Here is a 23,068-nt window from a genome sequence, read left to right on the forward strand (position 1 = left end):
GGCGCTATTCAACAATTATTATTGCTGCTGATGCTCGATCCCTTTGCGGAGTGCGTTCCACGACAGTGTCGCGCACTTGATGCGGGCCGGGAACTTGTTCACGCCGGACAGCGCTTCGATATCTTCCAGCTCATCGAACTCGACCGGCTCGCCCTTCATCAGGGAAGAGAAACGATCCGCAAGCTCCAGCGCTTGCTCATACGTCTTGCCTTTGACAGCTTCCGTCATCATGGATGCCGACGACAGGCTGATTGAGCAGCCTTCGCCGCTGAACTTCGCGTCGATCACTTTGCCCTCTTCCACCTGCAGTTGCAGCGCAATGCGGTCGCCGCAGGTTGGGTTGTTCAAGTTAATCGTAACCGACTCATGCTCCATCGTACCGCGGTTTCTCGGATTTTTGTAGTGGTCCATGATGACTCTGCGATACAAATCATCCAATTGCATGGCCGAAAAACTCCTTTGTCCGCAGCAGCGAGCCGACCAGTTGGTCGATTTCTGCCTCGGTATTGTACAAATAGAAGCTTGCCCGTGCCGTTGAACTCACATTCAGCCAGCGCATAAGCGGTTGGCAGCAATGATGGCCCGCGCGAACCGCGATGCCCTCAGAATCAAGAGCCGTCGCCACGTCATGCGGATGAACGTCATCCAGATTGAACGTTACGAGCCCGACGCGTCCTTGCTTCGGACCATAGATCGTAATGCCCTCGATCTCGGACAGCTGTTCGTAGGCGTAGGCAGCAAGCTTCTGCTCATGCCGGTGAATGTCATCCAGTCCGATTTCCTGCAAGAAGTCGATAGCAGCCGCTAAGCCAACAGCACCTGCGATAAGAGGCGTTCCGCCTTCGAACCGCGTCGGCGCATCTTTCCATGTCGACTCATACAGTTCGACGAAGTCGATCATCTCGCCGCCGTATTCGATCGGCTCCATCTTGTTCAGCAGTGACTTCTTGCCGTACAGGGCGCCCATGCCGGTAGGACCGCACATCTTGTGAGCGGAGAACGCATAGAAGTCGCAGCCAAGATCCTGGACATCCACCTTCAGATGAGGTGTGCTTTGCGCGCCGTCAACGACCATAATGGCACCGTTGCGGTGTGCAATCTCTGCGACCTGTTTTACCGGGTTGATAACACCAAGCACGTTGGATGCATACGTCATCGAGACGACTTTCGTCCGGCTCGTTATCGTCGCTTCCACGTCGGCTAGCGTAATCGTGCCGTCAGGCTGCAGTGGAATATATTTCAGCGTCGCGCCTGTCGCCTTCGCCGCTTGCTGCCACGGGATGAGGTTGCTGTGATGCTCCATTGGCGTAATGACGATCTCATCGCCTTCGCCGCATACCGAGCGGGCATAGCTGCTTGCAACCAGGTTAATCGCTGTTGTCGTACCGCGTGTAAACACGATTTCTTCTTCACTTGCTGCGTTCAGGAATGCTGCAACCTTTGCGCGGGCGCCCTCATAGGCTTCCGTTGCGCGCGAGCCGAGCGTATGAACGCCGCGATGAACGTTGGCATTGTCCATTTCGTAATAGCGTGTTATCGCATCAATGACGGAACGCGGCTTCTGTGAAGTCGCCGCGCTGTCTAAGTAAACGAGCGGATGCCCGTTTATCTCTTGATGCAATATCGGGAATTGCTCCCGTATCGCATTTACATTCATGCCTCCAGCTTCCTTTCGAGCAGACGCTGAAGCTGCTCACGGACGGCGTCGATCGGAACCTCCGATACAACCGGCGCCAAGAAACCGTAAATGATGAGCCGTTCCGCATCCTTCTTGGAAATGCCCCGCGACATCAGGTAGTATACCTGCTCCGGGTTAACTTGGCCTACGCTTGCTGCGTGACCTGCTGTCACATCGTCCTCGTCGATCAGCAGAATCGGGTTAGCGTCACCGCGCGATTTCGGGCTGAGCATGAGCACTTTCTCCGTCTGCTCGCCGTTCGCTTTCGTTGCGCCTTTCTCGATCTTCGTAATGCCGTTAATAATAGCCGTTGCTTCGTCGCGCATTACTGCGCGCGTAATCATTTGGCTGTCGGAGCTGCGGCCCCAATGAACCGCTTGCGTCGTCAAGCTCATCTTCTGCGCGTTCGAGCCGATGCTGATTACTTTGGAATCGGACGTCGATCCGTTGCCTTTCAGCAGCGATTTCGTATCGGACAGCGTGTTGCCGTCGTTCAGATCGCCGATAACCCATTCCACGCGGGCATCGTTGTCGAGCGTTGCACGGCGGATCGACAGGTCAACCACTTCGCCGCTCATGTTATGAATGGAAGCGAAATTGACTTGCGCGCCAGCCTTAGCTACGATCTCGACGATTGAATGATGAACCGCTGCCGCCGATGCTGCAGCGCCTGTCGTCACGACGTTGTCGACGTACGTCACGCGGCTGTGCGTATCCGCCACAATCAGAATGTGAGGCGCGAATGCCGCGTCCGCATCATCGTTGAACAGAACCGCTTGCAGCGGAATTTCAACTTCAACATTCTTCGGAACGTATACGAACACGCCGCCGTTCCACAGCGCGCCGTGCAGCGCCGTCAATTTGTCCTCGTTATTCGGCACGACCGTATGCAGATACGGTTGAACCAGGTTGCTGTGCTCGCGCGCAGCCGTCTCCAGATCGGTGAAAATAACGCCTTTCGCCTTCAGTTCATCGGACAGCTTCGCGTACACAGAGCCGGAGCCGCGTTGAACGAGCAGTCCAGCTTCCGCATTCGCGGCAAGCGTTTGTACATCTTCCGGCAGTTCCGTTAGCTGTGCTACCGGTTGTGCCGCTTTATATTGACCGAACGCCGACAGGTTCCAGCGGTCGATTCTTGTTTTCTCCACTTTCGGCAGCGCCAGCGTCTCCGCCAACTCTGCTGCTTCAGCGCGCAGCGCTGTCAGCCATTCCGGTTCTCCCTTGCTTCGCGACAATGCCTCGGCAGCTTGCCGGTTAACGGGAGTCGATAATTGAATGCTCATGCTCGAATGCCCCCTTCTCCGATTAAGCCTGGCCGACCGTTTCGTCTACGATGCCCAGTTCTTCTTTCACCCAGTCATAGCCTTCGTTCTCAAGACGTTCTGCCAGTTCAGGACCGCCGGATTTCACGATGCGGCCTTGCATCATAACGTGTACGAAGTCTGGCTTGATGTAGTTCAGCAAACGCTGATAGTGAGTAATAACAAGGAAGCCGCGGTCTTCGGAACGCATTGCGTTCACGCCGTTCGATACGATTCTCAGTGCGTCAATGTCGAGGCCGGAGTCGATTTCGTCGAGAATAACCAGTTTCGGATCGAGCAGCATCATTTGCAGAATTTCGTTCCGTTTCTTCTCGCCGCCGGAGAAACCTTCGTTCAGGTAACGGTGTGCGAATTCAGGATTCATCTCGAGGTCTTTCATCTTGCCTTCCATTTGGCGGATGAATTTGATCAGGCTGATCTCGTTGCCTTCGCCGCGGCGGGCGTTGATCGCGCTGCGCAGGAAGTCGGAGTTCGTAACGCCCGTAATTTCGCTCGGATATTGCATAGCAAGGAACATACCTGCAAGTGCGCGCTCATCGACGCCCATCTCCAGAATGTCTTCGCCGTCCAGAAGCGCCGTGCCGCCCGTTACTTCATATTTAGGATGACCCATCAGTGCAGATGCGAGCGTACTTTTACCCGTACCGTTCGGACCCATGATCGCGTGGATTTCTCCACCTTTAATTTCAAGATTGATGCCTTTCAGGATCTCTTTACCTTCAACCGACGCTTTCAGGTCGTTGATGACGAATTGTGTCGACATGTATGCCGCTCCTTCCAAATAGTTGAGAAATATCTTCCAGTTGTGGCTGTCCACTCACTAGACGCGCATTCAGGTCGAAAGGGATTCGAAGCCATGCCGACTTAGCGAGAAACACACAACGTACAAGCTAGTCTGATTATCATTGATTCTCAATAATTATTTTATTATAAGTTTATTTACAAATCAATGTGCGTTTCATAGAAGCCGCATGAAGCTTGCATGAAGGCTAATTTTTTTTTAAACTTCAGCCCTGAAGAAGCTCACGGATTCGGTCTGCCGCTTGTTCGAACTGCTCATCCGACAGCACCGGCGTCATCCCCGTTGCCGGTACGCCGTCCTCGAGTACGACCCACGACTTGCACCCCGTGTACGCAGGACGCATCGGCACTTCCACCGGGTGATCCAGCTTGTACACGCGCAGCAGCAAGACATGCAGCGGATTTTTCTTCTTCCACTTCAGTCGTTCTTCAGCGAAGGTTTCAGTCCATATATGCTCGCCGAATATGCGGTCAAGTGTCTCGCTGTCGTACACTTCAATATCTTCGACCGCTTCCGCGTATGCATTCAGCGTCATCGACTCCGCATCGCGCGACCACCCCTCAAGCGTCCCAGCGATCCGGCCTTGATACGATTCTTTCAATAGCTCCTCGCGCTGATGCTCGAATGCCGGCATCAAATAAAAGCTTGGCCGAAGCAGGCGAAAATCGCGCGTTTCTTCGATGATGCCGCCCTTGCGCATCACGACGATCAACTCGCCGGCTGCCAGCGATTGAACGGTGACCGCCCATTCCTTGAGCGCGACCGGTTGACTAGTCTCTACCATAATATGTATCCCCCTTACCCTGTTCAATCATACCGCCAACAGTAGCCTTGCAGTCCATCCCCCATTATACCAATAAGCTATTCCAACGCGAAACATATTTCAGTATACTGAGTAAGGTGATTCAGACTATCGCTCATGGTCCAACGTAAGAAGGACGGCAGCTCACGCGGGCACCTGTCCCGTTAACCTATAAGACATAATTATCCTTACTCATCACGGAGGTGTTCTGCAGTGACGACAACGTATCATCCATTAACGGAGCAGGAAGCGATCGAGATCGCACGATCTATCGAAGGCGTCTTCCCGGAAGGTGCTGCGCTGCAATCGCGCGAAATCGGCGACGGCAATCTCAACCTCGTCTTCCACATCACCGACCCGGCCAGTGGCCGCAGCCTTATTATGAAGCAGGCTTTGCCCTACGCGAAGGTTGTAGGCGAATCGTGGCCTCTAACGCTTGACCGCGCCCGTATCGAGAGCGAAGCGCTCATCTTGCAGGGCAAGCTTGCGCCGGGCCTAGTACCGCATGTATACCGTTACGATAAAGAGCTCGCGCTAACCATTATGGAAGATCTCAGCAGCCATGTCATTATGCGCCGCGGACTGATGGAAGGTACGTCTTACCCGTTGTTCGCCGATCATATCTCGACGTTCATGGCGAACACGCTGTTCTTCACGTCCGATCTGGGCATGAACCAGCAGGAGAAGAAGCTGCTCGTGCGTGATTTCATTAACCCGGAATTGTGCAAAATAACGGAAGAGCTCATATTCGATCATCCTTACACGAATGCAGATACAAATGACATCCCTGCCGAAATTCAAGACGCTATCGAATCAATCTGGCAGGATGGCGCTCTTCATTGCGAAGTTGCGCTGCTTCGCGAGAAGTTTCTCATCCGCGCCGAGGCGCTGCTGCACGGCGATCTTCATACCGGCAGCATCTTCGCAACGCCTGAATCGACGAAAGTGATCGATCCGGAATTCGCCTACTATGGTCCGATGGGCTTCGATATCGGCGCGTTACTTGCGAATCTGCTGCTTAACTTTGCCGGCCAAGCGCATTGGAGTTCGGACGCCGATGCCCGCGCACGTTTCCGCAGCGATCTGTTGGAGATGGTCCGCAGCATATGGAACCAGTTCGAAACGAAATTCCGCGCATTATGGAACGATCACTGCGTTGATCGCTTAGCCGCGTCCGCACCAGGTTATCAGGATGCTTATATGAAGCGTCTCCTTCAAGATACGATCGGGTTCGCCGGTTGTAAAATGGTTCGCCGCGTATACGGACTTGCACACGTAGCCGACATTGACAAAATTCCGGACGCAGCCGTTCGCGAGCAAGCGCAGCGTCTTGCGCTGGCAGTCGGCACAGAGCTGATCCGAACGAACCGCCAAGCCGATTCGATCGAGCACGTGATTGACATTGTAAAGAAAGAAGGATTCTAAGCATGACTACCGCTTCGCAATATGCAGGTCTTCAATCGGTCATTTGGGCCACGACGCATCTCGACTTGCTGGACCAACGGCTGCTTCCGGGCGAAGTCGTATATCTGGAACTCCGCACGTCGGAGAGCGTATGGGACGCCATCAAACATCTTGCCGTCCGCGGCGCTCCTGCAATCGGCATTGCAGCCGCATACGGCGTCGTTCTAGGCTCCCGGGATGCCGAAGGTACACCGGAGCAATGGCTTGGGGCGGTCAACAAGTCTGCCGATTACTTAGCGACCTCCCGTCCGACCGCCGTCAACTTGTTCTGGGCGCTGGACCGCATGAAAGCACGCGCCGCTCAGCTCGTTGCCGAAGGAGGCTCGCTTGAGAGCTTAAAACAGTCACTGTTGGACGAAGCCATCGCGATTCAAAGCGAGGACGAAGAAACATGCCGTCTGATCGGCGTACATGCGCTCGAGCTGTTCGAAGACGGCATGGGCGTGTTGACGCACTGCAATGCAGGCGGATTGGCAACGGCCAAATACGGTACGGCACTGGCGCCGTTCTATCTCGCGAAGGAACAAGGCATCAACTTGAAAGTGTTCGCGGATGAGACTCGTCCTGTTCTCCAAGGCGCCCGCCTGACTGCGTTCGAGCTGCAACAAGCCGGCGTCGACGTGACCCTTATTTGCGACAATATGGCCGGAATGGTCATGTCTAAGGGCTGGATTAACGCCGTCATCGTCGGCACGGACCGCGTAGCGGCGAACGGCGATGTCGCGAACAAAATCGGCACGTACAGCGTTGCCGTCCTGGCGAAAGCGCACGGCATACCGTTCTATGTCGCTTGCCCGCTCTCCACGATCGATCTGAACACGCCTAGCGGCGATCTCATCCCGATCGAAGAGCGCCATGCGGAAGAAATTACGGAAGGCTTCGGCAAACGGACTGCGCCGGAAGGCGTCAAAGTGTTCAATCCGGCCTTCGACATTACACCGAACGAGTATGTGACGGCGATCATTACAGAGAAAGGGATCATTAAACCGCCGTTCAACGTCAATTTGAAGAAGCTGTTCGAGCATTAATCCGATCGATCGACTTCGACTAACCATCAAAGCCTCTGCCTTAAGCCGTATGATCTTAACGGCTTGAAGCAGAGGCTTTATTTTATTGATTTCGATTGCTGCTGCATAGTGAATTGTTCTGAGTCATTAGGACAACAACAGCAGCGCATCCTTGCCGGTCATGCCCGGATGGATACCGATCGATTCGGCATGCGTCGTGACCGACTCGAGCGGCGCCTCCATCAACTGCTCCAGCGTGCGAACGCCTACCGCTCTGCCTGCCAATATGCCGCGGTCGGCAAGATCGCGATTGAGCAAGCCCACATCCAAAGCGCCGCACATAATATAACCTCTATCCGTCATCCAGGCGAGCAGCGTCGTCTTCGGGAGCTTCACCTCAACGCCGATAACCGTTTGCCCGTTATCCAGTTCGTAAGGGACCATACGCATCATAAGGTTCCCGACTCCCCTCCTTCAATATCGATCTGGCGGTATTGCCTACCTCACTATATGCACACTATTTTAGGTGGTGCTGCTGTGCGCCTACGTTTCTTTTTTCCTATATGACAACGCATTCATTTTGTTGTCCCATGTGCCTATCATCTGGTATATTAGTATCATAATCAATCAAGGCCGGAGGAATTATATGTCTCTCAAGAGCACTGGACTTAAGACCCATCTTTTTCAAGTAGAAATACTTGTTGAAGGAGACACGAACGCAAAGGCGCTCGAGCAACTGCTTCATGTGTTGAACAACGGCGGGTTTCCTGACTTCCGTGTACTGTCCGGCAGTGAGTTGGGACGTTTGATCGATCAACTGCAGCAGCAAGCAACTGTCAGCTCCCCATCCAAATCTGTAAAGAACGGATCGTCCGCAGGCTCTGCTGAAGAAGCGGTTCCTCCGCACACACAGACTGCCAAGTCGAAATCCGCTTCATCGCAATCGTCGTCCAGCAGTTCTGCCAAAACAGCCAGCCGTTCCACAGCAGCAGCGGCTGAAACTCCTGCGAACCCGTTCGCTCTGATCGCTGCTCAATTCCGGGAATATATGTCGCAGAATAAGCTGATCCGGCTCAGAATCAACAAAGGATTAGGCGTCTCGTTGAACATTCCGGGACGAATCATCAACTTGGATGAAGAGGCCTCATTAATTACGGTCTATCATGTCGACGAGAAGCAGGTATATACGTTCAAACTGAACGAGATTGACGATTACTCGATCTAGCATAGAGATCGCTCAGCAGAGCCGGTTCATTAAAGAACCGGCTCTTTTTTTGGTAATATAGGATCAGGAGGGTTGCCGCAATGGAGCCAGAATTCAACGCACCAGTCAATTATCACGCCTACCTGGATGATGTGAAGGGGAAGCTCGATCCTGTTATTAGCAAAATGCGCGTGCAGAATGGAAAACCTTGGCGAAAGACGGCATGGTTCTCGCCCGTCACGCTGATTATTGCGAATGCCAAGCATTTTAAAATCATCAGTTCGATTAAATGGGCGTCTCTCCCGGTGATCGGCCCGATTATTGCCGGTTTCGCCGCAGGGAAATATAGTCACTTCCCTCTATGGTCTATCATTCTCGGATGCATCCTGCTTAGCACAGCAGCTTATTACGGGATTGTGAAGTGGTACATAGGCAAAATGAGCGTTATTGGCAGCCCGGAGTTTCATGTAGAAGTGTACAAGCAAAAGCGGCCGGCCGATTATGCGTTCTGGGCTCACCTTGTCGAGAAGCCGGACTTTACTTTTAATGGATTAGCCAGAATCTTCGATATCCTAATCACCCGAACGGATGCTTCCGGTCATATCGACCGATTGATTGGCTACTCCGAGAACCAAGAGCGGATTCTTCGAGAATCAATGGAAACTCTTCTTCAGAAAAGCAAAGATCAAGGGGAAGCCATCGAATATCTTGAGGGTGAGCTGAGGACATCTGATCAGACGGTGACATATCTGGTCGGATTGATTAAGAAAATAAACGAGAATTTGTATCGTTTGATCAACGGCAAGCTGCAGTTGCACGATCTGGACTTCGTGACGGGCTTTTCCCTCTATCGAATAGTCGACCGTACACTCGAGTTGATTGCCGACAAAGGAACGACCGGGGCGAGTCCGGATCGTTTGAGCCTTGATTCCTCTACAGCTCGCAAATACGCTGCAGTGCACGCTGCGCTCAATGATGACGCTGAAGCTAGGTTAAATAAGTGCCCTCCGTATAGTAGCGGAGGGCTTTTTTGTATATATCCCACTCGATCGGGCACAATTCATACTACTCTTACTCGCAGGAGGAGCTAGTATGAAAGATAAGAAACCCAACGTGATCCCGCTTCCCCGTAAACCGGCTCCATTCGTCTATAAGAGCCAAGACGTCATTATGGATGAACGAAAACAGAAACGGGAAAGTATTCTTGATACAATCCTAAAGCGCGGCTCTAAACGGTAATTCCTCACTTAAAAAACACGGAGCTGCCTCCAAAGTCATGACAACCATGACGATGGGGACAGCTCCGTTGTTTCATTATGCGGCAAGCATCTCCGCTATACGCTCACTTGTTACCGGCGGACTTCCGTAGTAGCCTTGCATCTTCTCGCACCGGTGCAGCTTCAAGAAGTGCACCTGCTGCGCAGTCTCGACGCCTTCCGCAATGACTTGCACATTCAAGTTGTGCGCCATGGCGATGATCGCTGCGACGATCTCCGCATCGTCAGGATCTTGATCAATCTCGCTGACAAACGACCGGTCGATCTTCAACCGATCGACGGGGAAGTTTTTCAAATAGCTGAATGAACTGTATCCTGTTCCGAAATCGTCTATGCTGATGCTAATGCCAAGCTCGTTCAACGCAACGAGACAGCTGGTCAGTCTCGCCGTATCCATCGTCATCGACTCCGTTATTTCGAGCTCCAAATACCTCGGCTCCAGGCCGACGTTGCTCAATACGGAAGCGACAATTTCGGGAAAATTCGGTTGCCAGCACTGGCGCATCGACAGATTGACCGATACTGGAATCGGCGTTAGTCCCGCATCCTGCCATTCCTTGTTCTGCCGGCAAGCTTCCTCCAGCACCCATTGGCCGATCTGAACGATAATGCCGCTCTCTTCGGCAAGCGGAATGAACTGGGACGGCGGAATTAATCCGCGTTCCGGATGATGCCAGCGAAGCAGTGCCTCGACGCCGACTATCTTGCCCGTCAGCATATCGAACTGCGGCTGATAATGAAGGAAAAATTCGCGGTTCACAACAGCCTTCCGCAGATCGTGCTGCATGCGAAGACGCGCCAACGACGCTTCGTCCCACTCCTCGCAGTACGCCATGCAGTCGTTCCGTCCGCTTTCCTTCGCCTTAATCAACGCCAGATTGGCGTTGCGCAGAAGCCGGTCGCAGTCGTCAGACTCTTGCTTGCTCGTTGAATAGCCGGCGCTAGCCGACACATGAATCGGCACGCCCTGCAGCTCGAACGGCTCTTCAATCATTCGGAGCAGCTCCAGCAGCCATTCGTTCGCCTGCTGTCCCCCGCTCTCATCGGTAAAGATAATCCCGAACTTATCGCCTTCCATCCGGCATACGAACTGCTGCACATTGCGGCCGTTCTGCAGCCTGTCGGCGATTTGCAGCAGCAGCATGTCGCCAAAGCTATGACCGAATGAAGCATTGATATGTTTGAAATGATCGATATCGATCAGCGCGACCGTTACGACGCGCCCCGCTGCCTCGCAATCCTCAAGCATCTGCCCGAGCCGCTCAACGAACAGCCTGCGGTTCGGCAAGCCGGTCAAATCGTCATAATAAGCCATATGACGAATGCGTTCATGATGCCGCTTCGTCTCGCTTAAATCCTGCGCAATAAGGATGCAGCCGACGGTTCCCCCGCTACCAATCGGTCCGGAAGGAGCGAAAGTCGCCCGCCATTGCGTCTGCCCGCCGAATAAGGGACAAATTCCGATCGACAGCTGCGACTTCATCCCGTTCCCCGCAAGCTTGGCATTGTCCGATAAAACGCGGTGATCCGCAGGTTCCACGAACCGTTCGAACAGCTCGCCAACCGGCTGCAGCGTATCCCCGGAGTACCCGAGCGATTCCGCAGCTGCCGCGTTCAATTGCGTTATTCGAAGCTCAGCGTCCAGTTCGATGAATGGCAGCGGGTTATGGCGGATACCCAATGCGGCCGCCTCGTACCGCCGCCGCTCGCGCAACGTCTTGCGTAGTAGTACGACTGCAGCAGTACCGATCACGGCAGTTGCAGCACTAGACCACCCCGCATACATCGATTGCTGCCGAAAGACGAACATCACGGCGGACAACGTTGCAACGATTGCCGCGCACCATACGCTAACGAACAGCCATTGCAAGGAGCGATTGCCGTTTAGATCGAAGCTATTCCGGTTTGTCTTAGGCGTCTCGTTCCGACTCGTCAAATGAATGACCTTCCTCTACCCGAATATTCATACATTGTTGCGAATAACGATCAATGTTTAATGGTTCTATTATATACGAATGATTCGGATCGCGATAGAAAAAATTGCTAGGTTGTGTCGAACTAGACGTCAAAAATAGAGCGCAATTGTCGATCCCCGCTCTTGCGCTCTATCCGGTGCCCTATTCAGCCTTGCGGCCCTTCCACAAAGCGATTGCGATCATCGCCCACCCCACAATGAACAAGACGCCGCCGATCGGCGTAATGGCTCCGAGCACTTTAACGCCGCTTAAGCTGAGTACGTATAAGCTGCCCGAAAAAATATATATGCCGATATGAAGCAGCATCGCGCCTCTTAGCATCAGTCTGGAGTTGTCCGACCGGCCCGCCAACGCCGCAACAGCTAATAGACCAAGGGCGTGGTACATATGGTACCGGACTCCCGTTTCGAATATGGTAAGCATGTCCTCGTCCAGCATGTCCTTCAACCCGTGCGCCGCAAATGCGCCGAGTGCCACCGCCAGCAGCGCATGCAGAGCACCGAATGCGCCGTATTTGTTCACTTTCCCGCTCATTCAATTCATCCCTCCGAAGCTGATATCTACTTCACATGTTTATCGCTTCATTATAGCACAGCAACTGTTCGCTTCTTAACAATAGCCGTTACAGAACAGTGGCGTTCCGGGCAGAGCAATCAAACGGCTGAGGACATACGCCCTCATAACCGTCCCCTTGCTTGAATATAGTTAGGAGCAAGAGGCCATATCGAGAAACGTGCCCTATCCATACGTTATCGATCCGCTATAGACAGGAGGTGTCCCGGTATGAGTTCCAAGCATGATCCTCTATTCATCGTATCCCGCGAGGATTGGTCGCTGCACCGGAAAGGCTACCAGGATCAAGCACGCCACCAGCAGAAGGTGAAGGAAGCGATCAAACAGAACTTGCCCGATCTCGTATCCGAGGAAAGCATCGTCATGTCCGACGGCAAACAAGTCATCAAAGTACCGATCCGAAGTCTCGACGAATACCGGATCGTATACAATTTCAACAAGAACAAACATGTCGGTCAAGGGGACGGCGACAGCCAAGTGGGCGACGTGCTCGGCGTTGATCCGCAAGCGGCACAAGGTCCCGGGAAGGGCGAAGGGGCCGGCGATCAGCCTGGCGAGGACGTCATCGAAGCGGAGATCAGCCTGGCGGAGCTGGAAGCGATGCTGTTCGAAGAGCTGGAGCTCCCGTTCTTGAAGCAGAAAGACCGCGACCAGCTTGAGACGAAGGAAGTCAGGTTCAACGACATCCGCAAGAAAGGCATTATGTCCAACATCGATAAAAAACGGACGATAATGGAGAACTTGCGGCGCAACGCGACGAGCGGACAGCCGGGCATTCATCATATCTCGCCTGACGATCTGCGGTATAAGACGTGGGAGGAAATCGTCAAACCGCAATCAAATGCCGTAATATTGGCAATGATGGATACTTCCGGAAGTATGGGCTCGTTCGAAAAGTATTGCGCGAGAAGTTTCTTCTTCTGGATGACCCGTTTCCTGCGCCACCAATATGAGAAAGTCGAGCTTGTGTTCATCGCTCACCATACGGAGGCGAAGGAAGTAACGGAAGAAGAATTTTTCACCCGCGGCGAAAGCGGCGGCACGATTTGCTCCTCCGCCTACATTAAAGCGATCGAAATTATCGACAGCCGGTATCCGCCGAATATGTACAACATTTATCCATTCCACTTCTCCGACGGCGACAATCTGACGAGCGATAACGAGCGGTGTGTCAAGCTGATTGGTGAACTGCTCAAGAGAGCCAACCTGTTCGGATACGGAGAAGTGAATCAATACAACCGTTCGAGTACGCTCATGTCCGCCTATAAGCACATTCAATTCCCGCATTTCATGTACCATGTCATCCGGGAGAAGACGGAAGTGTATAATGCCTTGAAGTCCTTCTTCCGCAAAAGAGATCAAGTGCCAGGCTAAAGCAGATCAGGCCTGTCCCGGATTGACTCCCGTCCAGTATCACTGAAGCCTCCAGAACGGCCGCAATCGAGCGGCTATTCTGGAGGCTTCTTACGCTTCGCCTATTCAATAGGCTAGGCTTTTGTTCTCGCCAACAAATACAAGAAGTACGGAGCGCCAATTACAGCTACGACAATACCGGTCGGCATCTCCATCTCCGGTATCAGTATGACGCGGCCAATCGTATCAGCAACTAGCGTAAGCAGCGCGCCGATGAATGCGCTCGTCGGCAGCAGCAGTTGATGCTTCGGACCGACCAGCACACGGGCTAGATGCGGACCTAATAAACCGACGAAATTGATGCCCCCGCCCACCGCGACACAAGAGCCCGCAAGCGCAGCGGCAGCAAAGAGCCCATCCATAACTTAATGGCGCTATGCATTCGCTCAAAAATGAATCGCGGTCCGGCAGCGGCAGCGCGTGACTATGCAGCGCTAACCGTTACCGAACCGCGGTCAACATCCTATCAATTAGAGCATATATTAACGTTACGGCTTTGTCCGGTATACCGCTTTATTATCGAGCCCCCGAATAACAGGAGTCCATGCTTCCGAATCCGGCGTCGAATCGAGCGCATCCTCAACCATCTGCAGCTTCGCATCCAGCGAATCGATATAATGCAGCGCAACAGCCTCCGCCGTCTGAGGCTGTACGGGACTTCCCCATTCGCCCGTATTATGGTGTGACAGCACCAAATGCTGCAGCCCGATGACCCGCTCCGAATCAAGCGGCAAGTCATTCTTAATGGCCGCTTCCGTAATCCAAGACGATGCCAGCGCAATATGGCCGATCAGCTTGCCGGTGACGCTGTAGTCGGATACGACGCCGAGCTGGGCCGTCATTTCTTCTGTCTTGGCTACGTCATGCAGAATAATGCCCGCCCTCAGCATATCCGCATTCAAGAACGGACGCTGCCGGCAGACGAATTCGCCAAGTTCAAGCATTCTTACAATATGATACGCCAGCCCCGCATAGTAAGCATGATGATGCGTCTTCGCTGCCGGATAATGCATGAGCTTGTCCTCTGCTTTGCCGATACAATATTCGACGATTGTACGCACTTCCGGATCGGTAACGGATGAAGCCGCTTGTTTGATCGTGTGAACGAGGTCAATGGGCCGAATCGGAGCTGAACGGATAAAATCGGTAATCGACACGTTATCTTCAGGTAGCGCGGGGCGCATCTGAACGATTTTGACCTGCAGGCGTTCACGGTACGTCTGCACGATGCCCCGCACTTTCACAAGCCCCATTGGGAAAAACGTTTCTTTGTCCGTCGATGATACGTCCCACATTTTCGCTGACAATTGCCCGGTTGAATCACAAATTACGATATCAAAATAATCTTTGGGCGGCGTCGCATTCGTCTGTCTTATATCTAATTCCTTCAATAAATAAAACCCTGTAAACTCATCCGAGCTTACTAATTGCTTGATTTGCGTCATGCCAGTCCTCCATCATTTTACGTTCGATAATTCTATTATACTACGAGATGCCGTTATGATGACTCGTAAATCATAGGTTGGCAAATCTAGCTTGTATGTTCGCACAAAAAAACGCGATCCTAGCGGATCGCGTGGTTTGTTCATATGGTGCTGATGAAGGGATTCGAACCCCCGACCTACGCATTACGAATGCGTTGCTCTACCAGCTGAGCTACATCAGCGCTTGTGATTGTTTCGTCAGAAGCGACTTTTATAGAATACACCTTTGTCCGGAGCAAGTCAACCTTTATCATTGAGTTTTTTGTCGAAAAAATTATTCTACAGCGCCGTATAGTCCGGAAGACAAATAGCGCTCTCCCGTATCCGGTAAAATAACGACGATCCGTTTGCCTCTATATTCCGGCTTCCTCGCCAACTGTGCCGCTGCATACACGGCCGCGCCAGACGAAATGCCGACCAGCAAACCTTCCAGTCTCGCCAATTTCCTAGACGTATCGTATGCCTCTTCCGAAGAAACCGTTATAATCTCATCTACAACCTCCCGCTGGAACACACCGGGAACAAAGCCAGCCCCAATGCCTTGAATCCGATGAGCACCCGGCTTGCCCCCGGACAACACCGGCGAATCGGAAGGCTCCACAGCCACAACGTGAATGGACGGCTTGCGTTCCTTCAATACAGAACCGACCCCCGTAATCGTTCCGCCTGTACCGACGCCAGCGACGAATACGTCCAGATCGCCGTCCGTGTCAGCCCATATTTCTTCCGCCGTCGTGCGGCGGTGAACGGCCGGGTTCGAGCTGTTCTCGAACTGCTGAGGAATGTATGAGCCCGGATTTTGCTGTTTCAGCTCCTCCGCTTTATTAATGGCGCCTCTCATCCCTTCCGATGCCGGCGTCAGCACAAGCTCCGCCCCGAGCGCCTTCATCAGCGCCCTGCGCTCCAAGCTGAACGATTCCGGCAGCACAATAATAAGCCGGTATCCGAGTGCAGCAGAGGCAAATGCGAGTGCGATACCCGTATTGCCGCTGGTCGGTTCAATAATGACCGAGCCCGGGTGCAGCTTGCCGCTCTCCTCGGCATCTTTAATCATCGCGAACCCGATCCGGTCTTTCACGCTGCCAGCCGGGTTAAAGTATTCGAGCTTCGCTACGATCGAAGCTTCCAGCCCAAGCTGGCTCGCGTAATTAGTAAGCTGAAGCAGCGGAGTACGGCCGATCAACTCGGTTAAATTGTTTGCAATGCGACTCATACGATCTCCTCCAGTGCCATCCGATTAACATCCGGGCGGCATGCTTTGTTTTCAACTAATTACATTATCTGTTAGCGAAAATCGATCTTCTATATCATATCCGGACAGCGCAATCCGTATGAACGGAAACAACAAAGAAAGCTTGCCCGCACCGATGCGGACAAGCCTTCTTCGAGTTGCCTTGATATTGCGAGATTACTTAGCGCTTCCTGCTTGCAATTTCGTCAGCAGCGTAATCACGCGGTCGACCAGAACGGCCGTTTCAGCACGCGAGATTTCGCTTTGCGGACGGAATTTGCCCGATGGATCGCCTGTTACAAGACCGAGCGATACTGCCAATGCAACATTCTCCGATGCCCATTTGGAGATCGAAGCGTCGTCCTTGAATGCTGCTGCATCCACAGTTGCCAGTGAGCTGGCGTCAATACCGAGTGATTTGACTGCATAGTTGAACGCTCTCATCAGGACAACGACTGCTTCTTCGCGAGTCATCGAATCGTTCGGACGGAAGCTTCCGTTCGCGCCGTTGATCAGACCTGCTTCAACCGCGGCTGCGATTGCTGCAGCGTCGCTGCGGCTTGCTGGTACATCCGCAAATGGAGAACCAGCATTCGCATTCGTCTCGAGTCCGAGTGCGCGAACGAGCATAACGACGAGCTGCGAACGTTTCACATCTTCTTTCGGAGCGAACGAGTCGCTCGAAACGCCGTTAATGATGCCGAGCTCAACGAGGCGCTGGATTGCAGCTGCAGCAAAGTTGTTAGCTGGCACGTCCTTGAATTTCGGTCCGTTGCCGTTGCTACCGTTGCCTGGTGTTGTACCTGGATCTGTCGTTCCAGGGTCGGTCGTTACCGGATCCTTAGGATCTGGATCTTTTGGTGTAGGTCCACCAGGAATATATGGATTCGGATTTGGATCTGGAGTAGTAGGGCTTTGAACTTTGCCGGACAAAGTCAACTCGCCATAACCTGACGTATCTTGCCAGCCTTGGCCTGTCACGTCATTCCACGATGCAATGCTTTGACGACTGCCAGCCTTACCGTCATTGATCTGTACGTCAAAGCCAATCGTCGTATCATTGGCAGGTGTAATAGCAGTTAATGGAATTTTAACTTCAACGGTATAGTTGGTTCCGTCAAGCACCGTAGCGGAATCGAAACCTTCAGAGATTTTAGCTGGATTAAACGACTTTTCATTATCGTAGTTGACGCGATATTGACCGTCATCTGCTTCATAACTAGCCGTTTTTCCATTGTTCTGATCCACGAATATTTCAACGGAATCTTGTTCATGTGCAGCAGTGCTTGATTTGTCAAGCTCAGCGTTCGTGACTTGGAACAGAACATACAGATTCTGATCATCCCACAGCGCTTTCGCTTGTCCGTGTGCTCCCTGCCAAGCTGATTGATAACGATCAATTGGCAATACAGGTATATTCTCATTATTCCAGATCGAATCAATTGTACCATCAATGACAGGCGTGCCATATACTGCAGTCGATACTCTTGTTTCAGTTGCCGTTTGTTGATGCTCACTCAAATATTTATCTGGGTCAATAACAGCGTAGTAAGCTTCCTTCACTTGCAGCTTCTTATCGAACAGCAATGGATTATTCTCTGCTCTCCAGCTCGTTGCATCATCCACGCCCCAGAAAGTAACACGTCCGATATCTTTTCCTGCCTTAGCATGATCTTTGAAAATTTTCATTACCTGCGCATACAGATAAGCTTGTTTTTTAGAATCAGCATCGGCTAAGACATAGTTACTGCCAGCCATAATATCAAGCTCGGTGATGCTGACTTGAACGCCCAAGGAAAGGAACAGATCGAGGGAACGTTCAACATTGGACGCTTTGGTAGAGGTATTATAATGAGCCTGCATACCAACACCGTCGATCAGGAGCTTGCCGTTGTGCGCTGCTTTATACCTGTCGTTGATATCTTTGACCATGTTATAAATGGCAGTTGCTTTATTCTGATTGTCTTCGTTGTAATCGTTGTAATAAAGCTTGATATTCCAATCCGGATGAGCATCAAGCACTTCTCTAGCAATCAGGAATGCCTGTTCAACGTAGTCATCGCCGATTGCTTTTTTCCAAGGGGCATCACGCAAAGACGATTTATAGTCAGAAGGATTAGAAGGATTATCATTCATCGCTTCATTGACAACGTCCCATGATACTACCTTATTCTGGAAGTGCCCCATTACCGTCGTAATATGTGTGCGCAAATTATCAAGCGCTTCTTGACGGGTCAGAGGAGTTTTGCCATCACCATTAACTGTATTCATCCAAGCAGGCGTTTGTTGATGCCATACCAATACGTGACCATGCATTTGCATGCCTTGGGACAACACTTTATTTACCATTGCATCTGCGCTATCGAAGGTAAAGGTCCCTTTGGTACCCTGCAGTGCATCTGGCTTCATGCCATTGCCTGCCGTTGCGATGTTAAAGTGCATCTTCAGAAGGTCGTTTCTTACGTTCTCCACATCGTCAGTCACAATCGCCGTGCCGATTGGGAATAAGTTTGCATATGCATCTTTGAGTGGTGTAACGTTCGATTGCAAAATAATTGGACCGGAGCCTGTATCTTCGATGGAGACATCGTCAATATAGAACGTATCGTTCTTGTTGCCGGACTCCACATAAATCGTCACAGCGCTGTTCGAGAAATAACGGTAAGTACCTTCAAGCTTAACCCATCCGCTAGTTGGCGTTACTGATGCAGATTGCAGTGTCACATAAGTGTCACCGCCGATTTGCGTAGACAACCTGAGTGTAGCGTTGGAAGAAGAACTCAGCTTCGCCCATAGAGAAATTTTGTATTCATAACCCGCCTTTACAATACTCGCAATATTAAGCGAAGGTCCTTGCCAAGTATCTTGTCTGCCTTCGACTTTCAAAGCGTATTGCCCGCCGGTCGTATGGTTCTCTGCATTCGTTACGGTCAGAGTCTCTTTATTGCCTCTGCCAACGAATCCCCCATCCGATTGATTCTCAAAATCGACCGAAGCTACTACGTTGCTGGCTTCCGTCACCTTCTCAGTGACCAATACGTCACCAATGTAGAACGGTACAGTTGCACCTGCATCGTTAGTATGAATACGGATGCGAGTAGAGGCGTTCGAGGCATCGTAGGTAAACTCTTTCGTTAATGTCGCAGCGCCGCCTGCAACCATATTGCTGCTTACATAAATGTAGCCATAGTCATTCTCAGCACTCTGAAGCAAGAATTGTGGCGTGCCGGATGGAAGAGTCGTATTCGCATCGACGTAGACCGAAGTAGTCACCGTATACGTATGCCCGTCTTGAAGACCAAGATCAGCATAGGTGTAGTCAACCCCGTCCCAGTTGTTTGCTCTGTTGCCCACTAATACAGCCGTGCCATCAGCATTGCCGTTAAACACTTGGTTCGTTACCAACGACAGCTGAGCCGCTCCATTTGCCTTTCCTTTGACCGAAGCAGTTGCAAACGTATCGTGCAGAATTTCCTTCGGCCCCGCTTCTTTATGCGGTGTCATAATGAGAATATCTCCGATGTAGAACGGTACATAAGTACCTGGATCATTGGATTCATCTGTTTGAATGCGGATGACCTTATCTTGGCTCGAATCCATCGTAAATTCCTTCGTAATCGTGAAAGCAGAACCAGCTACCATAGGGGCGCTAGCATAAGCAAGTGAATAAGTTGTTCCAGCTGTTTGAACAACCATACTTTTCCCTGCAGGAGTTACAGTGCTATCAAGATAACCAGTTACGGTATACGTGTACTTCTGGCCATTTACTAAGCCAAGATCGGCAAATGTAAGATCAATCGCATCATAGCCATGAGTTCTGTTATCTACATACATAGCTGCTCCATCATCATTGCCGGCAAATACTTTGCCGGTTACGAACGACGTATGCGCACTGCCGTTCACTTTTTCTTTGTTAACGCTGCCGGATGAAAAATCCTGATGGTATACTGTATCTGTTGCTGCCGCCGCTGCCGCTTGCGTCGTGCCATTGGCGAGCCAGCCGGTCGGAATTAGCAAAGCTGCTGCAAGCAGCATCGAGATAACTCGTTTAAGTTTTCTGCTCATTTAGTGGATCCCCTCCGAAGTATTGTATAATTTAAAACCAATTAATGCGCTTTCATTTTACTTCTCGGACTAGTCCCCCTTTCCTACATTCGATTATATCGCGCTTCCCAAAATCCTTTTACCAGAGGAACTAAAGATTGTACTTTACTTTTTTAATACGAAGTCGAAAATTGGTATAATTTTTGGAAGCTTTAAGAGAGCATCGCCAGCGACTGTTCCAGCTAATTCCAATGGTTATCCAATATAAGATACGATGATACGAGAGTGCAAAAAAGCCGGGCCCGGCGAACCGGACTCGGCTTTCTAACAAAGGCGCAGCCTTCTATTACGCATTAAACTTGATTCTATCTTGAGGAATATGGAGCTCGAGCATCCGGCGGAAGGCTCCTGGATCAACATGCGTTTTCGGGATAACGAACCCTTGGTGATTGGCTATAAAGACCGCGTACTGCCGAGGGAATTCGACAATCTTCGTCATTTCCTTCCATCGTATCGTAAGATCGTTGGATGAAGTCAGCACCCGCATGCCGGCGGAGCCGCACTCAATCGTATGCTCTTGGCGAATGAACGGATTAGACCGGAATGAACGCCAAGTCTGCCACCGGTGGCTCCCCCACATTATAGCTCCAATAACGGAACAGACCAGCATTCCCATCGGTACAACCGCATAGGATTGCTTGCCTTCCGCACCGGCAATGAACGCCGTTCCGACGAATAAGACGAAGTAAAGCATAAGCAATAGAACAGCAAGCGTCCGATTATGATGAAAGTTAAAATGCCGGTAATCTTCCAGCGACAACGTATAGCGAAAAATAGGATAACGCACGTCGTTGTGCATCGGCAGCCGATTCCTCCTACTTCAGAACGATCGATGCCCGGCTGTGGCCCTCCTTCGTCTTGCTCACTTCAATTGCAGCCGGGAACGCCTGCTTCAATTCCTGCACATGCGAGATGACGCCGATCATTCGGCCGGCCTTCTGCAGATCGACCAGCGTCAGGATCGCCTTGCCTAGCGATTCTTCGTCGAGCGAGCCGAAGCCTTCGTCAATGAACATCATCTCGATCGAGATGCCGCCCTGATGCGATTGAATCACATCGGTCATCCCGAGCGCCAGCGCCAGCGATGCGTTAAACTTCTCGCCGCCGGACAACGACTTCACGTCGCGGTTCTGGCCGGTATAGGCATCATAGACATCAAGGCCCAGGCCGCTCTGCCTGCCTCGAGCCTCCAGGCGGTCGCTGCGCAGCAGGACGAATTGGCCGTCGGACAATCCGCGCAGCCGTTCATTCGCCGCATGCAGAATCTGGTCCAAATATTCGATTAAAATATACCGCTCGAAGGACATCTTCAGCGCGTTGTCGCCCTTCACCATCTGATAAAGATCGGCAACCTTCTCCAGCTGTCCCTCTAAGGTTGCGCATTGTCCAGCCGCTTGAGCTATCGACGCGCGAAGACGCTCGGCTGCTTCCGCATATCGGTCCGCCGTCTGCAGCGCGAGCAGCGCTTCTTCCAGTTCGCTGCGAACGAGCGTCAACGATGCTTCGATCGCGGAAGTATCGACCTGCGATTGGCCCTCCAGCTCGCGTTCCAATTGCACGACCGCATCAACTGCAGATGCCGATGCGGCACGACAGCTGTCCGCTTGCTCGCGGAGCGCCGCTCTGACAGACTCGGGCCGCTTCGCCGCCATGTATTCCTCTTTGCCCGCAAAACCGTCCTTCGCAAGCTCCGCTGCAAAACGGTCCGAAGCGTGTTCCAACTCCTTGTCCGCTTCCGCAGCTGTCTCGACCAGCTGCGCGGCAGCCGCGCGCTGCTCAGCAAGCCTGGTCGCCGCCGATTGCAGCGCTTCCTCCGCCTGCTTCCAGGAAGCCGCGAGCGCCGCCGCTCGTCCGCTGCATTCCTGCAGCCGGGCTGTCAGCCGTTCCGGCGTCCTCAGCGGCTCCTCGATCGCTTCAAGTTCCGTCTCGAGACGAGACTGCTTGGCGCTCCGTTCGACCGTATGCTCCCGCAATTGCTCGGACAGAACGTCCTTCTCCCGCTGATGCGCATCCAACTGCCGTTCGGTTAACGCCGCGCGATCCCGTAACGAAGCGAGTCCCTCGCGGACCGTCTTCAGCCGTTCGGTCTCCTGCTTTAACCGCTTACCTTCCTCCAGCGTCGACGTCTGCTGTACATGCAGTGGCAAGTCCTTACCTATACCGTATTCATTCCAATGATGATTATGACTATCAAGCCGTTCCCGCTCGGCAGCTGCCTGGGCCATCGCGGCGCTCAGCTCGCGCTCAGCCGCCTGCAGTTGCTCCTTCTTCGCCTGCAGCAATTCCCTGGAAGGCAATTCTCCGGCAGGCACTGCCTTCGCCGGATGCTCGCTGCTGCCGCATACCGGACATGGCTTGCCGTCATGCAGATGTACAGCGAGCAGACTCGCTTGGCCTTCGAGCCAGGCCGACTCCAGCCGGTCATGCTCGCCTCGCAGGCGCTTCACTCCCGCCGTAAATTCCGCTTCCGCGCGGGACAGATCGCCAAGCTTCCGCTCCGCCTCGGCCAGCTCGCCGAGAATGCGGTGCTTGTCCCGCAGCTTCGCAAGCTGCTCCAGCAGCTCCGGCAGCTTCGCCGTCTCCGCATCCGCCGATGCTATGCGCTCGGCGGACTCGCGTTTCTCCTCACGGAGCCGCGCGAGCGCCTGCTCCGTCTCTTGCAGCTTCGCCGCGAGCGCCCGCTCTGCGGCCAGCAGCCGCTCCGCCTCGGCGCGCCGCTCGGCGAGCGTCC

The 23,068-nt window shown here is 52.6% G+C and carries 19 protein-coding genes, 1 tRNA gene and 1 pseudogene; 6 read left to right on the forward strand and 15 right to left on the reverse strand.

Annotation, left to right across the window (positions count from 1 at the left end; all coding sequences use genetic code 11):
- Window positions 1-18 precede the first annotated feature (18 nt).
- From sufU to PKO01S_RS10065, 5 genes are all read right to left on the reverse strand, one after another.
- The gene (sufU, locus tag PKO01S_RS10045) at window positions 19-444 is read right to left on the reverse strand and encodes a Fe-S cluster assembly sulfur transfer protein SufU (RefSeq protein WP_127531202.1); all 426 of its coding nucleotides are present in this window, start codon (window positions 442-444) and stop codon (window positions 19-21) included.
- The gene (locus PKO01S_RS10050) at window positions 431-1,657 is read right to left on the reverse strand and encodes a cysteine desulfurase (protein ID WP_127531203.1); all 1,227 of its coding nucleotides are present in this window, start codon (window positions 1,655-1,657) and stop codon (window positions 431-433) included. Before PKO01S_RS10050 ends, sufU begins: the two co-directional genes overlap by 14 nt.
- A complete protein-coding gene (gene sufD / locus PKO01S_RS10055) occupies window positions 1,654-2,961 on the reverse strand; it encodes a Fe-S cluster assembly protein SufD (protein ID WP_127531204.1) in 1,308 nt (435 codons plus the stop codon). Before sufD ends, PKO01S_RS10050 begins: the two co-directional genes overlap by 4 nt.
- Window positions 2,962-2,983: 22 nt before the next feature.
- Window positions 2,984-3,763: a Fe-S cluster assembly ATPase SufC gene (sufC, locus tag PKO01S_RS10060; protein ID WP_127531205.1), complete on the reverse strand. Its 780-nt coding sequence runs from the start codon at window positions 3,761-3,763 to the stop codon at window positions 2,984-2,986.
- Window positions 3,764-4,007: 244 nt separating this feature from the next.
- On the reverse strand, window positions 4,008-4,586 hold the full coding sequence (locus tag PKO01S_RS10065; RefSeq protein ID WP_127531206.1) for a DUF1802 family protein: 579 nt from the start codon (window positions 4,584-4,586) through the stop codon (window positions 4,008-4,010).
- Between the two features lie 231 nt (window positions 4,587-4,817).
- Between PKO01S_RS10065 and mtnK the strand changes: the two genes are divergently transcribed.
- A complete protein-coding gene (gene mtnK, locus PKO01S_RS10070; RefSeq protein WP_127531207.1) occupies window positions 4,818-6,029 on the forward strand; it encodes an S-methyl-5-thioribose kinase in 1,212 nt (403 codons plus the stop codon).
- A gap of 2 nt (window positions 6,030-6,031) precedes the next feature.
- Complete coding sequence (gene mtnA / locus PKO01S_RS10075) at window positions 6,032-7,096, forward strand: S-methyl-5-thioribose-1-phosphate isomerase (RefSeq protein WP_127531208.1); 1,065 nt, start codon at window positions 6,032-6,034, stop codon at window positions 7,094-7,096.
- 126 nt (window positions 7,097-7,222) lie between these two features.
- On the opposite strand, the gene PKO01S_RS10080 is transcribed toward mtnA, so the two are convergent.
- Window positions 7,223-7,528, reverse strand: a complete 306-nt coding sequence (locus PKO01S_RS10080) for a YunC family protein (protein ID WP_127531209.1) — start codon at window positions 7,526-7,528, stop codon at window positions 7,223-7,225.
- A 193-nt stretch (window positions 7,529-7,721) separates the two neighbouring features.
- Between PKO01S_RS10080 and PKO01S_RS10085 the strand changes: the two genes are divergently transcribed.
- The 3 genes from PKO01S_RS10085 (at window position 7,722) to PKO01S_RS28755 (ending at window position 9,518) form a co-directional block, all read left to right on the forward strand.
- Window positions 7,722-8,300, forward strand: coding sequence for a hypothetical protein (locus PKO01S_RS10085; RefSeq protein ID WP_127531210.1), 579 nt, complete (start codon window positions 7,722-7,724; stop codon window positions 8,298-8,300).
- An 80-nt stretch (window positions 8,301-8,380) separates the two neighbouring features.
- A complete protein-coding gene (locus PKO01S_RS10090; protein ID WP_127531211.1) occupies window positions 8,381-9,370 on the forward strand; it encodes a hypothetical protein in 990 nt (329 codons plus the stop codon).
- Between the two features lies 1 nt (window position 9,371).
- Complete coding sequence (locus PKO01S_RS28755) at window positions 9,372-9,518, forward strand: hypothetical protein (RefSeq protein ID WP_164779557.1); 147 nt, start codon at window positions 9,372-9,374, stop codon at window positions 9,516-9,518.
- A gap of 75 nt (window positions 9,519-9,593) precedes the next feature.
- Here PKO01S_RS28755 and PKO01S_RS10095 read toward each other — a convergent pair whose 3' ends face one another.
- Both PKO01S_RS10095 and PKO01S_RS10100 read right to left on the reverse strand, forming a co-directional pair.
- Window positions 9,594-11,492: a putative bifunctional diguanylate cyclase/phosphodiesterase gene (locus tag PKO01S_RS10095; RefSeq protein ID WP_246070518.1), complete on the reverse strand. Its 1,899-nt coding sequence runs from the start codon at window positions 11,490-11,492 to the stop codon at window positions 9,594-9,596.
- A gap of 181 nt (window positions 11,493-11,673) precedes the next feature.
- Complete coding sequence (locus tag PKO01S_RS10100) at window positions 11,674-12,066, reverse strand: DUF423 domain-containing protein (protein WP_174818560.1); 393 nt, start codon at window positions 12,064-12,066, stop codon at window positions 11,674-11,676.
- A 249-nt stretch (window positions 12,067-12,315) separates the two neighbouring features.
- Between PKO01S_RS10100 and yhbH the strand changes: the two genes are divergently transcribed.
- Window positions 12,316-13,479 (forward strand): sporulation protein YhbH, encoded by a 1,164-nt coding sequence (yhbH, locus tag PKO01S_RS10105; RefSeq protein WP_127531212.1) that lies wholly within the window; start codon window positions 12,316-12,318, stop codon window positions 13,477-13,479.
- 113 nt (window positions 13,480-13,592) lie between these two features.
- Here yhbH and PKO01S_RS10110 read toward each other — a convergent pair.
- From PKO01S_RS10110 to PKO01S_RS10140, 7 genes and pseudogenes are all read right to left on the reverse strand, one after another.
- Window positions 13,593-13,871: pseudogene (locus PKO01S_RS10110) on the reverse strand (iron chelate uptake ABC transporter family permease subunit); the annotation flags it as partial.
- Between the two features lie 135 nt (window positions 13,872-14,006).
- Window positions 14,007-14,963: a 3'-5' exoribonuclease YhaM family protein gene (locus tag PKO01S_RS10115; RefSeq protein ID WP_127531214.1), complete on the reverse strand. Its 957-nt coding sequence runs from the start codon at window positions 14,961-14,963 to the stop codon at window positions 14,007-14,009.
- A gap of 145 nt (window positions 14,964-15,108) precedes the next feature.
- Window positions 15,109-15,184, reverse strand: a tRNA-Thr gene (locus PKO01S_RS10120).
- 92 nt (window positions 15,185-15,276) lie between these two features.
- Entirely contained in the window at window positions 15,277-16,215 is a 939-nt protein-coding gene (cysK, locus tag PKO01S_RS10125; protein WP_127531215.1) for a cysteine synthase A, read from the reverse strand.
- A 195-nt stretch (window positions 16,216-16,410) separates the two neighbouring features.
- Complete coding sequence (locus PKO01S_RS10130) at window positions 16,411-20,298, reverse strand: endo-1,4-beta-xylanase (protein WP_127531216.1); 3,888 nt, start codon at window positions 20,296-20,298, stop codon at window positions 16,411-16,413.
- A 325-nt stretch (window positions 20,299-20,623) separates the two neighbouring features.
- Window positions 20,624-21,136, reverse strand: a complete 513-nt coding sequence (locus PKO01S_RS10135; RefSeq protein ID WP_127531217.1) for a YcxB family protein — start codon at window positions 21,134-21,136, stop codon at window positions 20,624-20,626.
- A gap of 16 nt (window positions 21,137-21,152) precedes the next feature.
- On the reverse strand, window positions 21,153-23,068 hold a 1,916-nt coding region (locus PKO01S_RS10140; RefSeq protein ID WP_281278840.1), incomplete at its 5' end, for an SbcC/MukB-like Walker B domain-containing protein.

This window comes from Paenibacillus kobensis NBRC 15729, assembly GCF_004000825.1.
GTDB lineage: Bacteria > Bacillota > Bacilli > Paenibacillales > Paenibacillaceae > Paenibacillus_T > Paenibacillus_T kobensis.